The sequence below is a fragment of the Pseudomonas sp. GW821-FHT02H06 genome, from assembly GCF_059421525.1.
The window spans coordinates 267,691-281,263 of record NZ_JBWKVD010000003.1 but is presented as its reverse complement, the minus strand read 5'-3'; the positions used below and the strand labels follow the sequence as shown (position 1 = coordinate 281,263).

The window sequence follows — 13,573 nt, the reverse complement described above, 5'->3', positions numbered from 1 at the left end:
ATCAATCGGACGGACACTCATGATCAAAGACAGCCATACACATCACATCTCCCAGCAGTTCAACGCTGAACTGGAAGAAGTTCGCAGCCACCTGCTGGAAATGGGTGGTCTGGTCGAGAAGCAGGTCAACGATGCGGTCACCGCGTTGATCGAAGCCGACTCGGGCCTGGCCCAGCGGGTGCGCGAGGTGGACGACCGCATCAACCAGATGGAGCGCAACATCGATGAAGAGTGCCTGCGCATTCTGGCCCGTCGTCAGCCTGCCGCGTCCGACCTGCGTCTGATCATCAGCATCTCCAAGTCGGTCATCGACCTTGAGCGCATTGGCGATGAGTCCACCAAGATCGCTCGCCGTGCGATTCAGCTGTGCGAAGAGGGTGAGTCGCCGCGCGGTTACGTCGAAGTGCGCCACATCAGCGATCAAGTCAGCAAAATGGTGCGCGATGCACTGGACTCGTTCGCCCGCTTCGATGCCGATCTGGCGTTGTCGGTTGCGCAGTACGACAAGAACATCGACCGCGAGTACAAGACCGCATTGCGTGAGCTGGTCACCTACATGATGGAAGATCCGCGCTCGATCTCCCGCGTGTTGAATGTGATCTGGGTCCTGCGTTCGCTGGAGCGCATCGGCGATCACGCGCGCAACATCTCCGAACTGGTGATCTACCTCGTGCGCGGTACCGATGTCCGCCACCTGGGCCTCAAGCGCATGCAGGAAGAAGTGAAAGGCCTGACCGCCGAAAGGATTAATGTTCTGGACACGCCTGACGATAAATAAGATTGCCTGAGAAAAAACGCCTGGCGACCGCCGGGCGTTTTTGTTTCTCCGGTCTGCCCATATTTTTCAAGTCACCCGCGAATAAAAGTCCCGGTGTCGTCAAACAGTTTGGCAGCTGGCCACCCGCCAGCGAATGCTCGCCATTTACGGTGAACACGCCATCAGGAGCGTCGATGAGTAAAGTCAGTGTATTGGTGGTGGATGACGCACCGTTCATCCGTGATCTGGTCAAGAAAGGCCTGCGCAATGCCTTCCCGGGAATCGCTCTGGAAGACGCAGTCAATGGTCGCAAGGCGCAAGTCATGCTCAGCCGTGAAGTGTTTGATCTGGTGCTCTGTGATTGGGAAATGCCCGAAATGTCCGGGCTCGAATTGCTGACCTGGTGCCGCCAGCAGGACAACCTGAAGACCATGCCTTTCATCATGGTCACCAGCCGTGGCGACAAGGAAAACGTGATCCAGGCGATCCAGGCCGGCGTCTCCGACTTCATCGGCAAGCCGTTCACCAACGAGCAACTGCTGACCAAGGTCAAGAAAGCGCTGCACAAGGTCGGCAAGCTCGACGCGTTGATGTCCAGTGGCCCGGCCCGCGTCAATGCGGCGTTTGCCAATGACTCGCTTGGCGCACTGACAGGTAACCGCCCTGAAACCGTCAGCGCTTCACCCACTGCGTCGGCAGCACCTCAAGCCGCTCAGCCTATGGTCCAGCCGACAGCTAAAGCTGCTCCTGCCGCTGCACCCACCGGTCGTGGTCAGGGTCAGTTGCGTCTTCCGAGCGGGAACCAGCCCTGCGTTATCAAAGCGCTGACGCTCAAGGAAGCCTCGCTGCTGGTCCGCCGCGGCGAGGTCCTGCCGCAGATCCTCGAAAGCGCCGTGCTCGATCTGGAGCAGGGCGAGAACGCCGAGGTGGCCCGTCTCAATGGTTATCTGCACGCGATTGCCGCGTTCGAGCAGAAGCCGGACAGCGAGTGGCTGCAGGTCACCTTCCGCTTCGTCGACAAGGACACCCAGAAGCTTGATTACCTGTCGCGCCTGATTGCCCGTGGCACCGCGCAGAAGCACTTCGTGCCGGGCGCCTGATCCGCTGCGCACTCACCTGGGGGAGCGACCGGGATGGCGCTCCACCTTGCTCGCGATGAGACCGGTACATCCGCTAAATTTGGTGCGGTCGGGCGTCCATCTTCGCGAGCAAGCTCACTCCCACTCTATCCAGCATAGAAATTGCAATTCCGATCGCGCCCTGTGCTGACGCAATTTCCTTGACGCTTCGTCTATTACCGATTGATTCGGATGAGTCCAATTGCGTCGGCATCGCTGTTAGGCTGGGCGCCAATCGTCCACTCACCAGGTCTATCCCGATGTTAGAGCGCGTGCTGGTTGTCTGTGCCTTACTGCTGGCCACGCAGACCGCCGGGGCCGTCACGATCTATCGGTTCACCGATGCCAATGGCGTCGTGTCGTTTACCGACCAGCCTGTGCGTGGCGCGGAGGTGATGAAGCTTCGCGAGCGCATGGTCGAGCGCATCGACTCCCAGGTGCGCCTGAGCGTGAAGAAAGCCAATTGCAGCGATAGCCTGTATGTGCGAAACGATCTTTACGCGCCCGTGGAAGTCGAGCTGCGTCTGGCCGGGGTGAAGAACGTGGTGGGCGTGTCGGACCAAGTCATTCGCCGCACAATTCCAGCGCGCAGCAACGAACGCCTTATCGCCCTCAGCCCGCAAGTCGCCAGCAAGGCCATGGCCTACAAGCCCAGTCTGCGATCCATCGTCGGCGACCCGCAGCGCGGCGTGTCAGCGAACGGATTTGCCTATCGCTATCCGTTGCCATGGGTGGGCGGGCCGTTTCGCATCAGTCAGGGTGCCAATGGGTCCTACAGCCACGTAGGCGCCAAGAGCCGCTACGCGATCGACATCGCCATGCCCGAAGGCACGCAGATCATCGCTGCGCGGGGCGGGACCGTGATCAAGACCGAGAATGCCCAGTCGGGCCGAGGCGCAAATCCATCAGGCAACTTCGTGCGCATCCTGCACGACGACGGCACGATGGGCGTTTATTTGCATCTGCAGCAGGGATCGGTGAGCGTCAAGGAAGGCCAGCATGTGGCAGTGGGCGCGCCGCTCGGACGGTCCGGCAACACCGGCAACAGCACCGGCCCGCATTTGCACTTCGTGGTGCAACGCAATGTCGGGCTGGCGCTGGAGTCGATCCCGTACGAATTCTCGCAACCGGTCCAGAGCCTGCCTAACTTCGCGATTGGCGGCAATTGATGATCTGCTGGCGGGCAGGTCAATCCAGCTTCAACACCTTCGCCAGCACGATTTTCGGGCCTTTCATCTTCTTGATGATGATGCGCAGGCCTTCGACTTCCATGACTTCCTCTTCCTCAGGCACGCGCTTGAGGCTGTCGTAGATCAGGCCTGCGAGGGTCTCGGCTTCAACGTGGTCCAGATCGATGCCCAGCAGGCGCTCGACCTTGAACAGCGGCGTATCCCCCCGTACCAGCAGCTTGCCCGGCTGATAGGCCAGAATCCCGCGCTCGGCCTTGCGGTGTTCGTCCTGAATGTCGCCCACTAGCACTTCCAGCACATCCTCCATCGTCAGGTAACCGATGATCTTGCCGTCGGCTTCCTCGACGAGCGCAAAGTGCGCGCCGCCCTGACGGAACTGCTCGAGCAGGCGCGACAACGGCATGTGCTTGGACACGCGCTCCAGCGGCCGCGTGAGCTCGGCGAGATTGAAAGACTCGGGGATGTGGTCCAGCGCCGCCAGCTCCAGCAGCAGGTCCTTGATGTGCAACAGGCCCACGAATTCATTGCGGTCCGAGTCGTACACCGGGTACCGGCTGAACTTGTGCCGACGGAACATCGCGAGGATTTCTTTGAGCGGGGCGTTGAATTCCAGCGAGACCATGTCTTCGCGGGAATTGGCCCAGTCCACCACTTCCAGCTCGCCCATTTCCACGGCGGACGCCAGCACGCGCATGCCCTGGTCGCTTGGGTCCTGACCGCGGCTTGAGTGCAGGATCAGCTTGAGCTCTTCACGGCTGTAATGGTGCTCGTGGTGGGGGCCGGGCTCGCCCTGGCCGGCGACGCGCAGAATGCCGTTGGCACTGGCGTTGAGCAGGTAAATGGCCGGGTACATCGCCCAGTAGAAGAGGTAGAGCGGCACCGCCGTCCACAGCGACAACAGCTCGGGTTTGCGAATGGCCCAGGATTTCGGGGCCAGCTCACCCACCACGATGTGCAGGTACGAAATCATGAAAAAGGCGCTGAAGAACGACACGCCCTTGACGACTTCAGGCGATTCCACGCCGACCGTCTCGAGCAACGGCGCCAGCAGGTGCGCGAACGCCGGCTCGCCGACCCAGCCCAGACCCAGCGACGCCAGCGTAATACCCAGCTGGCAGGCCGACAGATAAGCATCGAGCTGACTGTGAACGGTGCGCAGAATGCGTCCGCGCCAGCCGTTTTTCTCGGCAATCGACTCGACGCGTGTGGAGCGCAGTTTGACCATGGCGAACTCGGCCGCAACGAAAAATCCGTTGAGCAGAACCAACACCATTGCGAAAAGAATCATGCCGAAATCGGCGAAGAGTGAAGCCAGGCTGATACCAGGGGAAGGGTCCATGATGGGGTTTTGCAGGTTCCGTTTTGAAGTGTGGAATGAAACAAGCCCTCACAATTGGAGGGCACAAGGGACGCAATTTAACGGCTATCTACAGGCTTGCCTAGGCTTTGGTCATCTGGGCCGGGGCAAAGTTGCAGATAAACACACTGCCCTTGCCGGGGACGCTGTTGATTTCCAGTACCGCGCGGTGGCGCAGCAGCACGTGCTTGACGATCGCCAGGCCCAGGCCTGTTCCGCCGGTGTTTGACGCGCGGCTGGAGTCGACGCGGTAGAAGCGCTCGGTCAGGCGCGGGATATGTTTGCTGTCGATGCCGATGCCGGAGTCCTGCACGCTCAGGTGCGCGCCACGCCCGTCACTCCACCAGCGGATGCGGATCTTGCCCTCTGCGGGCGTGTATTTGACCGCGTTGAAGATCAGGTTGGAGAACGCGCTGCGCAGCTCCGCCTCGCTGCCCTTGAGGCTGACGTCGCTTTCCAGCTCCAGGGTGATCTGCTGGTTCTTGCTCCCCGACAGCGCCTGGGCATCATTGGTGATGCTCTGCAGCAGCGACGACACGGCGACGGGCTGATTGTCGGACGGGTAATCGGTGGCTTCCAGCTTGGCCAGCAGCAGGAGATCGTTAAGCAACGTCTGCATGCGTCCGCCTTGCTGATGCATTTGCTGCAACGCACGGACCCAACGCGGATTCACTTCTTCGACGTTATCCAGCAGCGTCTCCAGGTACCCGCAGATGACCGTCAACGGTGTGCGCAGCTCGTGGGACACGTTGGCGACGAAGTCTTTGCGCATCTGCTCCAGCTGATGCATACGCGTCACGTCGCGCACCAGCATTAAATGCTCGTTGTTGCCGTAGCGGGTGATCAGCATCTGAATGCGCAGGCGGTCATTGACCGGCGACGGGATCTCCAGCGGCTCGGCATAGTTGGCGTGCGCGAAGTACTCCTTGAAGCGCGGGTGGCGCACCAGGTTGGTCACCGGCTGACCGCTGTCCTGGGGCGTCTTCAGGCCCAGCAAGGTTTCTGCCGCGCGGTTCCACCATTCCAGGTTGCCGTCGCTGTCGAGCATGATCACGGCATCTTTCAGTGCGGCGGTGGATTCCTGCACACGGTCGATAACCGCTTGCAGGCGGCCACGCACGCGCTGATCGCGACGCTGTAAATGGTAAATGCTGTCGAAGACTTCACCCCACAAGCCATAGCCATCGGGCGGCGGCTCGTCGGGTTTGTGATGGCGAAGCCAGTCATGCAGGCGCAGCAGCTGTTTGAGGGTCCAGGCCAGATAAAGCCCCAGACCGATTGCCAGACACCCGCCGTAATGTCCGCTGATCAAACCGGCCAGCAGCGAGGCTGTGACCAACATCAGCAAGTGGCGGATCAGGGTGCCATGCCAGTTGTGATTCAATTAACGCGTCCTTGTCTTCAGCGGTCTGAATCGCTGCCAAACGCTTTTTCAGCTTTTGGTGGAGAAACGGTAACCAGTACCGCGGACGGTTTGTACCAGATTTTCGTAAGCCTCGCCGAGGGCTTTGCGCAGACGCCGGATGTGGACATCCACGGTGCGCTCTTCCACGTAGACATTTCCGCCCCAGACCTGATCGAGCAGCTGCCCGCGGGTGTAGGCGCGTTCCTGATGGGTCATGAAGAATTGCAGCAGGCGGTATTCGGTCGGGCCCATCTCGGCAGGTGTGCCGTCTATGGTCACGCGGTGGCTGATCGGGTCCAGCAGCAGACCGCCCACTTCGATCGGTGATTCGCCATCGTTCGGGGCAGCCCGACGCAGCACGGCTTTAAGCCGGGCGACCAGCTCGCGGGGGGAGAAGGGTTTGGTGATGTAGTCGTCGGCGCCGACTTCGAGGCCCTGAATCTTGTTGTCCTCTTCGCCTTTGGCCGTGAGCATGATGATCGGGATGTCACCGGTCAGCTCGTCACGTTTCAGGCGGCGTGCCAGCTCGATGCCGGATGTGCCCGGCAGCATCCAGTCCAGCAGGATGAGGTCCGGCTTGCGGTCGACGATAACAGCGTGGGCCTGTTGCGAATTCTCAGCCTCAATGCAGTCATAGCCGGCCATTTCCAGTGCGACGGCAATCATTTCGCGAATGGGCGCCTCGTCGTCGACGATCAGAATGCTCCTGCCAACCATGCCTCGAACCTCATGTCATTTAACTGTCTTGGGGCGCATTAGATAACGGAATTATTGCAGTCGTGTGACAGGTTAGTTCGAGCTAGGCGTATTCGCCGGTCTAGCGCTAAGCTGGCGACTTGTCCTACAAGAAATGTCCATACAACGACAAACAAGAAGAGGATTCATCCATGGCTAAAATTTCTTCTGCTCTGATGCGCCTTTTGGCGGCGGCAGCGTTAGCATCTTCCGGCATGGCATTCGCTGCCGCGCCGGCGATGACCAGTGACGGCATGCTTACCGACCACAAAGGCATGACGCTCTATACCTTTGATAAGGACACCTCTGCAGGCAAGTCCGTCTGCAACGATCAGTGCGCAACCAACTGGCCGCCGCTGACTGCCACAGCAAGAGACAAGCCTGAGGGCGACTGGACCATTATCAAGCGCGATGACGGCGCCTCGCAGTGGGTTTACAAGGGCAAGCCGCTGTACTTTTTCAAAAGCGATAAGGCCGCTGGCGACAAAACCGGCGACGGCAAGGGCGACGTCTGGCACATCGCCAAGCCATGATCTGAGCCTTCGCGCGCTGCGTCGGCCCGAATCGGTCAGCGCAGCGCGTAGTCCAGAACGATACCGATGAAAATCGCCAGCCCCGCCCAGTGGTTGTGCAGAAAAGCCTTGAAGCAGGCTTGCGGGTCTTTGTCCCGCGTCGACCAGAATTCCCAGCCAAAGCATCCCGCCGCGACCAGTAGGCCGATGAAGAAGTACAGGCCCAGCTCAAAGCGTGTACCCGCCAGCATCAGGCAGAACAGCGCCAGGCATTGCAGCGTCAGGATGATCACCCGATCCGCGTCGCCGAACAGCACGGCCGTGGATTTTACGCCGATCTTCAAGTCGTCCTCGCGATCCGTCATCGCGTAATACGTGTCATATCCCACCGTCCACAGCAGATTGGCGATGTACAGCAGCCACGCGGCAGCGGGCAGCTCGCCGGTCTCTGCGGTAAACGCCATCGGCATGCCCCATGAAAACGCAGCGCCCAATACCACTTGCGGGTAGTAGGTATAGCGCTTCATGAACGGGTAGCATGCCGCGAGGGCAAGACCGCCGAACGACAGCCAGATCGTCGTCGCGTTAGTGAACAACACCAGCACAAAGCTCAGCCCCACCAACACGGCGAACAGAATCAGCGCTTCCTTTGACGTCACCCTGCCACTCACCAACGGCCGTTGCTCGGTGCGTTTGACGTGGCCGTCCACCTTGCGGTCGGCGAAGTCGTTGATCACGCAGCCCGCCGCGCGCATCAGGAACACGCCGATGACGAAAATCAGCAGCGTGCTCAGGGAAGGCGAGCCTTTGCCTGCAATCCAGACCGCCCACAAGGTCGGCCAAAGCAACAGATAAATGCCGATGGGCTTGTCGATGCGCGTGAGCTGGATGAAGTCCCAGGCGCGCGGGTGCAGACGGTTCAGGGATTTGAGCAACGACAGGTACATCAGCGGCCCTCTTGGGCATGCAGTGGAAGGTTGGCTTCGATGGCGCGCCATGCGGTGGGCAGAAACACTTCCGCCACCAGAATGCTCAAGATCCCCCGGCTGAAACAGGAGCGGCGTCCCCACAAGCCCGGCTGTGCGTCAGTCTCGGGTAGCCATTGCGCAGGATAGTGGCAGACCTGCAGCGGGCCGCGGGCGAAGGCTTTATCGCTGAACAGCAGTTCGCCCAGCGATCGGGTGCCGAGTTCGTCCATGTGCAGGCCGTCATGCTCCAGAGCGCTGCGGGCGGCGACACTGCGGGCAAACACCCATCGTTCGTCACGGCCCAGCAGATAGACTTCACGCACCCAGCCTTCGCTGCCCTCAGGCAAGTGCAGCGCGGCGCATTCATCTTCACGCAGGCGCTGCCAGCCTTCGAATTGCGGCTGCACGCAGAAATGATTGTCAGAGAGCCGGGTCAGGCGTCGGGTCAGGGAATCTTCGTGGAACAGCCACTCAAGAACGACGGGTGAGGGGGCTTCGATCAACTGATCGCGCAAAAGCCACTCGGGCGCTGGAAATGCAGGGGTTTGCTGGATCACGGGAGACAAACACAGGCGGCAATCGAGGCGGCGAGCTTAGCATGATTGCGATTTTTGACCGACGACCGGAGCCCCCCATTGCTGCGCTGAGACACTTGACGCATTCCCGGCTAAAGCCAGTCCTACAGGATATGCAGTGTTAGTAGGACCGGCTTCAGCCGGGAAGAGGCCGGTTTGGGCGCTATCAATCTTGCGGCATGACGCTCGACGCCATCGCAGCTAGAGCCAATCCTCCGAAAAGCGCGCGAGTCGTGCATCAATGAAACTTGCGTCATTGCGCTGTGATCAGTAAAAGGCCTGACCCATTCGAAAACTTCGCGACGACAGCGGAGCGTCTGGGACGCCTAGCCTGAAACCAAGAGAACCGACCAATGAAAAAGTGGCAATGCATAGTCTGTGGCCTGATCTACAACGAAGCCGACGGTTGGCCGGATGACGGCATCGCGCCGGGCACGCTCTGGCAGGATGTGCCGGAAGACTGGCTGTGCCCTGACTGCGGCGTCGGCAAAATGGATTTTGAGATGATCGAAATCGGCTGATCCGCCGACTTCCACGACCCCTCTGGAGAAATGAATGAACGCACCTGTCGTGATCATCGGTACCGGGCTGGCGGGCTATAACCTCGCCCGCGAATTTCGCAAGCTGGATGGCGAGACGCCGCTGTTGCTGATCACCGCCGATGACGGCCGTTCGTACTCCAAACCCATGCTGTCCACCGGCTTTGGCAAAAACAAGGAAGCCGACGGCTTGAGCATGGCCGAGCCAGGCGCCATGGCCGAGCAGCTCAAGGCCGAGGTGCGCACGCACACCCGCGTCAGCGGCATCGATCCGGGTCACAAGCGTCTGTGGATCGGCGAGGAAGCGGTCCCGTACCGCGATCTGATTCTGGCGTGGGGCGCGGAAACTGTGCGCGTGCCGGTGGCCGGTGATGCCGCCGATGCCATATTCCCGATCAATGATCTGGAGGACTACGCGCGTTTCCGTGCTGCAGCCGCCGGCAAGAAGCGAGTGCTGATTCTGGGCGCAGGCCTGATCGGCTGCGAGTTCGCCAACGATCTGATCCTGGGCGGCTACGAAATCGACCTGGTTGCGCCGTGCGAGCAGGTGATGCCGACGTTGCTGCACCCTGCGGCTGCCGCAGCGGTACAGGCCGGGCTGGAAAGCCTGGGCGCGCGTTTTCATCTCGGCCCCTTGCTGACACGGCTTGATCGTGCCGACGACGGGCTCGAGGCGCACCTGTCGGATGGCGAGGTGCTTCACTGCGATCTGGTGGTATCGGCGATCGGCCTGCGCCCCCGCACTGATCTCGCCGCAGCGGCCGGCCTGGAGATCGGGCGTGGCGTTGTGGTCGATCGGCATTTGCAGACCTCCCACGCCAATATCTATGCACTGGGCGACTGCGCTGAAGTTGATGGCCTGAATCTGCTTTACGTCATGCCGCTGATGAACTGCGCCCGGGCATTGGCGCAAACCCTCGCCGGCACGCTCACACCCGTCAAATATGGCCCCATGCCGGTCACGGTAAAAACGCCGGTTTGCCCGCTGGTAGTGTCGCCGCCGCCCAAGGGCTCGGTAGGTGTCTGGACCGTGGAAGGTGAGGGCGCCGACATCAAGGCACTGTGTCTGGACAGCGACGGCAACCTGCTGGGTTACGCGCTGACAGGCGCGGCGGTGATGGACAAGCTCGCCCTGAACAAGGCTTTGCCCCCGCTGCTGGCATGATTAACAGTCGTTCTGTCGGATAAGCCATCTTTTAGTTGAAACAAACGTGGCCCACGTACTGGCGCGGGTCCCGGTGGCGTGCCATTCTCATTCCTGTCTGCCGCAACGTAGAGCTGTTGCGGCACCTGCTCGCTGTCCGCAAGGGCTGCACGGGACATAAAAACAAAAAACCGTAAAAGAGGCTTTATATGCGTAAACCAGAACTCGCAGCGGCTATTGCCGAGAAAGCAGATCTCACCAAAGAACAAGCCAATCGCGTACTCAACGCGGTGCTCGACGAAATCACCAACGCGTTGCACAAAAAGGACAGCGTCACGCTGGTTGGCTTCGGCACTTTCTTGCAACGTCATCGTGGCGCCCGCACCGGCAAGAACCCTCAGACCGGTGAGCCCGTCAAGATCAAGGCCAGCAACACGGTGGCATTCAAGCCGGGCAAGTTTCTCAAAGACAGCGTCAATCCGGACTCGGCAAAGCCAGCGAAACCAGCCAAGCCGGCTGCAGCCGCCAAAGATGCGAAGCCAGCCAAGGCCGCAGCGGCCAAGGCACCCGCAGCAAAGAAAAAGTAATTCGCTGAGCGCTCTGCGGAGGGCGAGCAGCATGGAAATGGGCATACCGATCAGTCGGCGTGCCCATTTTTTATGGCCGGTGAATCGACCGGCGCCGACCCGCGCGTCCCGCCTAGCCCGCCACTTTGCGACTGACCGGTTCTGCTTGCTCGCCGGACAATCAAGCTCGCTACACTGCGGCTGGTCACCCTGACCGCCGCTGATCCTATGAGGCCCACGCATGAAGTTTCGTTTTCTACTCTGGATGTTGGGCCTGTTGATGGCCCGCGCCAGTCGCAATAATCCCGCGTTTCAGCAGCAACTCGCGGGGAAGGATCTGGCTTTCCAGTTGCAGACGGCTGACGGCAAGATCGCCCGGCACTTCATCGTGCGCGATCAGCGCGTCAAGAGCCGCGCCGGCACCTTTGCGGCGCCTGCGTTCGTGATCTCTTTCAAAGACGCCGATTACGGCTTCGCCACAATGCAGGCCCGGAACAAGCAGCTCGCATTCATGCAGGGCATTCAGGACAAGGACATCCTGGTCACCGGCAACGCGGGACTGGTGATGTGGTTCCAGGGGCTGACGAAGTATTTGAAGCCTAGGAAGAAGAAATAGTTGAATGCTCAGGCCTCTTCGTGAGCAAGCTCACTCCCACGAGTGCAGCGGCGTGCCTGAGATGTTGCGTTAACCCAGATCCTGTGGGAGCGAGCTTGCTCGCGAAGACTGACGCTGAGTCACCGCAGAAAATAGCTGAATGCTCCAGCCTCTTCGTGAGCAAGCTCACTCCCACGAGTGCAGCGGCGTGCCTGAGATGTTGAGTCGACCCCGAGCCCGTGGGAGCGAGCTTGCTCGCGAAGACTGATGCTGAGTCACCACAGAAAATAGCTGAAGGCTCCAGCCTCTTCGTGAGCAAGCTCACTCCCACAAGTTCAGCGGCGTGCCTGAGATGTTGCGTCAACCCAGATCCTGTGGGAGCGAGCTTGCTCGCGAAGACTGATGCTGAGTCACCACAGAAAATAGCTGAATGCTCCAGCCTCTTCGTGAGCAAGCTCACTCCCACTACTGCAGTGGTGTACCTGAGATGTTGCGTCAACCCAGATCCTGTGGGAGCGAGCTTGCTCGCGAAGACTGATGCTGAGTCACCACAGACAATAGCTGAATGCCCACAGATCTTCGTGAGCAACCTCTTCCCAACAAAAAGCGCAGCTAACTTTCAGGCTGCAAGCGGGCATTTCGAGATCAGCTGAACTGCGAGGCCAGTTCGCGCAACAGCACTTCGGCCTCCAGCACTTTCTTCACGACGTCCTGAGCTTTCTCGCGAGAGAGCTTCAGGCGCTCGAGCAGCTCGTCCGGAATGCTTTCCAGAGGGCCGGAGCCGATGCCTTCCTTGCGCAGCAGCCTCACCGCCAGGCATACCAGGTTTGCATACTTGTGATGCTCACCTCCGTAGTGCGGGTCGTGCTGAAAGCGCAGGGCGATGACCAGCTCCTCCGGCATGTCCCAGTTGCGCATCAGCCAGGAGCCGATCTGCTCGCGGCTGATGCCCAGCAGATGCTGTTCGACGTAGCTGTGATGCAGGTGCGGATTGACTTCGATCTGGCGGCAGATCAGCGAAAAGTGCGGCGGAAACACATGCGCCAGCAGCAGATAACCGAAGTTGTGCAGCAAACCGGCGAGGTAGGTCAGGCCACTTTCCGGGCGCTCGGCACGGGGCATCGCGCGGGTCAGGCCTTCGATGATCGCAGCCGTGTAGATCGACTGCTGCCAGTAAGGCGTCGCCTGCTGCGGATGATCCTTGGGCAACGCCAGGGTTTTGCCCAACGCCAGGCCGAGCGCCAGATTGATCACCAGATCAAAACCCAGCACGCGAACGATGGCGTCTTCCACCGAACGGATTTTGCCGGCTGAACCGTAATACGGAGAGGCCGCCCAGCTCACCACCTGGGCCGCCAATGCCGGATCGGTTTCGACTACGCCGGTGATGTCGTCGATGGTCGCGTCCGGGTCGACACGCAGCTTGATAATCTTCTGCGCCGTGTCGGCCAGCGGCGGGATTTCCACCGTGGACTCCAGGCGCTGCTGAATGCGTCGGGCGGTGAAGTTCTGAACGGCTTTGGTGATCTCCTCGCGGTCGTCATCGGGACGCGTGAGGTTAGGGGTGACCGACGTCACCGGTTCGCCAAAGCGGGCAGCGCTTGCCTTGGTCAACAGCGTTTTGAAATCCTCGCTGCTGATTTCCAGCAAGAGGCCCGGCTCGCCGGAGTCGATCAGCACGGCAGGGCCAGACAGAATTCGCTCCTCATACAGACAAGGCGAGCTGGTCAGTGCAGGCAGGCCGGGCAACGTGCCGAGCTTGTGTTTTTGCAGCATGAGCTCGAGCGACTCTTTCGGAACCGCTTTCAATTTGCGGCCGGTCAACTCGGTGATGCGGTTGAGGTCCAGCAATTGGTTTTGCGGAAACAGGATAAACAGCGCGCCAACGGAGTCATCGACCAGAATGGCCTGAACCTTTTGGGCAGGCGGCAGAGACTCATCGTCAGTTACTTCACGGAAGTTGAGTTTGCCCAGCAACTGCCGAATGACAGAAGGGCAGTGTGGGCTTGTGTCGATGTGGGCAACTTCTGTCATGGCCTGTATCCAGATTCCTACAATCGCTGAAGTATAACCAGCTTAGTTGTTATAGAGGTGAGACACCCTGTTATTGCG

At 60.1% G+C, this 13,573-nt stretch carries 13 protein-coding genes and 1 pseudogene; 8 read left to right on the top strand and 6 right to left on the bottom strand.

The annotated features are described in order from the left end of the window. The first annotated feature begins 19 nt into the window (after positions 1 to 19). From phoU to AC07VF_RS07300, 3 genes are all read left to right on the top strand, one after another. A complete protein-coding gene (gene phoU, locus AC07VF_RS07310) occupies positions 20 to 778 on the top strand; it encodes a phosphate signaling complex protein PhoU (RefSeq protein WP_133773894.1) in 759 nt (252 codons plus the stop codon). A gap of 173 nt (positions 779 to 951) precedes the next feature. Beyond that, complete coding sequence (locus AC07VF_RS07305; RefSeq protein ID WP_495008350.1) at positions 952 to 1,857, top strand: response regulator; 906 nt, start codon at positions 952 to 954, stop codon at positions 1,855 to 1,857. A 278-nt stretch (positions 1,858 to 2,135) separates the two neighbouring features. Further along, on the top strand, positions 2,136 to 3,044 hold the full coding sequence (locus AC07VF_RS07300; RefSeq protein WP_495008351.1) for a peptidoglycan DD-metalloendopeptidase family protein: 909 nt from the start codon (positions 2,136 to 2,138) through the stop codon (positions 3,042 to 3,044). 19 nt (positions 3,045 to 3,063) lie between these two features. On the opposite strand, the gene AC07VF_RS07295 is transcribed toward AC07VF_RS07300, so the two are convergent. From AC07VF_RS07295 to phoB, 3 genes are all read right to left on the bottom strand, one after another. Further along, positions 3,064 to 4,404 carry a hemolysin family protein gene (locus tag AC07VF_RS07295; protein WP_495008352.1) on the bottom strand — a complete coding sequence of 447 codons (1,341 nt, stop codon included), beginning with the start codon at positions 4,402 to 4,404 and terminating at the stop codon, positions 3,064 to 3,066. Between the two features lie 100 nt (positions 4,405 to 4,504). Beyond that, positions 4,505 to 5,764, bottom strand: a complete 1,260-nt coding sequence (gene phoR / locus AC07VF_RS07290; protein ID WP_244656054.1) for a phosphate regulon sensor histidine kinase PhoR — start codon at positions 5,762 to 5,764, stop codon at positions 4,505 to 4,507. 90 nt (positions 5,765 to 5,854) lie between these two features. Further along, a complete protein-coding gene (gene phoB / locus AC07VF_RS07285; protein ID WP_037016751.1) occupies positions 5,855 to 6,544 on the bottom strand; it encodes a phosphate regulon transcriptional regulator PhoB in 690 nt (229 codons plus the stop codon). Positions 6,545 to 6,714: 170 nt separating this feature from the next. Here phoB and AC07VF_RS07280 point away from each other — a divergent pair, with 170 nt between their 5' ends. After that, entirely contained in the window at positions 6,715 to 7,095 is a 381-nt protein-coding gene (locus AC07VF_RS07280; protein ID WP_495008353.1) for a COG4315 family predicted lipoprotein, read from the top strand. A gap of 35 nt (positions 7,096 to 7,130) precedes the next feature. Here AC07VF_RS07280 and ubiA read toward each other — a convergent pair whose 3' ends face one another. Together ubiA and AC07VF_RS07270 are read right to left on the bottom strand one after the other, a co-directional pair. Then, positions 7,131 to 8,021, bottom strand: a complete 891-nt coding sequence (ubiA, locus tag AC07VF_RS07275) for a 4-hydroxybenzoate octaprenyltransferase (protein ID WP_192174554.1) — start codon at positions 8,019 to 8,021, stop codon at positions 7,131 to 7,133. Continuing rightward, positions 8,021 to 8,599, bottom strand: a complete 579-nt coding sequence (locus AC07VF_RS07270; RefSeq protein WP_192174555.1) for a chorismate lyase — start codon at positions 8,597 to 8,599, stop codon at positions 8,021 to 8,023. The genes ubiA and AC07VF_RS07270 overlap by 1 nt, the downstream gene beginning before the upstream one ends. 371 nt (positions 8,600 to 8,970) lie before the next feature. On the opposite strand from AC07VF_RS07270, the gene AC07VF_RS07265 reads away from it, so the two are divergent. From AC07VF_RS07265 to AC07VF_RS07250, 4 genes and pseudogenes are all read left to right on the top strand, one after another. Then, positions 8,971 to 9,138 (top strand): rubredoxin, encoded by a 168-nt coding sequence (locus AC07VF_RS07265; protein WP_002555879.1) that lies wholly within the window; start codon positions 8,971 to 8,973, stop codon positions 9,136 to 9,138. 34 nt (positions 9,139 to 9,172) lie between these two features. Further along, positions 9,173 to 10,321 (top strand): NAD(P)/FAD-dependent oxidoreductase, encoded by a 1,149-nt coding sequence (locus AC07VF_RS07260; RefSeq protein ID WP_282365389.1) that lies wholly within the window; start codon positions 9,173 to 9,175, stop codon positions 10,319 to 10,321. 188 nt (positions 10,322 to 10,509) lie between these two features. Then, positions 10,510 to 10,779: pseudogene (locus AC07VF_RS07255) on the top strand (HU family DNA-binding protein); the annotation flags it as partial. Positions 10,780 to 11,107: 328 nt separating this feature from the next. Next, entirely contained in the window at positions 11,108 to 11,482 is a 375-nt protein-coding gene (locus AC07VF_RS07250) for a helicase (RefSeq protein WP_192174557.1), read from the top strand. A 624-nt stretch (positions 11,483 to 12,106) separates the two neighbouring features. On the opposite strand, the gene AC07VF_RS07245 is transcribed toward AC07VF_RS07250, so the two are convergent. Beyond that, on the bottom strand, positions 12,107 to 13,495 hold the full coding sequence (locus AC07VF_RS07245) for an aminoacyl-tRNA deacylase and HDOD domain-containing protein (RefSeq protein ID WP_495008354.1): 1,389 nt from the start codon (positions 13,493 to 13,495) through the stop codon (positions 12,107 to 12,109). Positions 13,496 to 13,573: the final 78 nt, after the last annotated feature.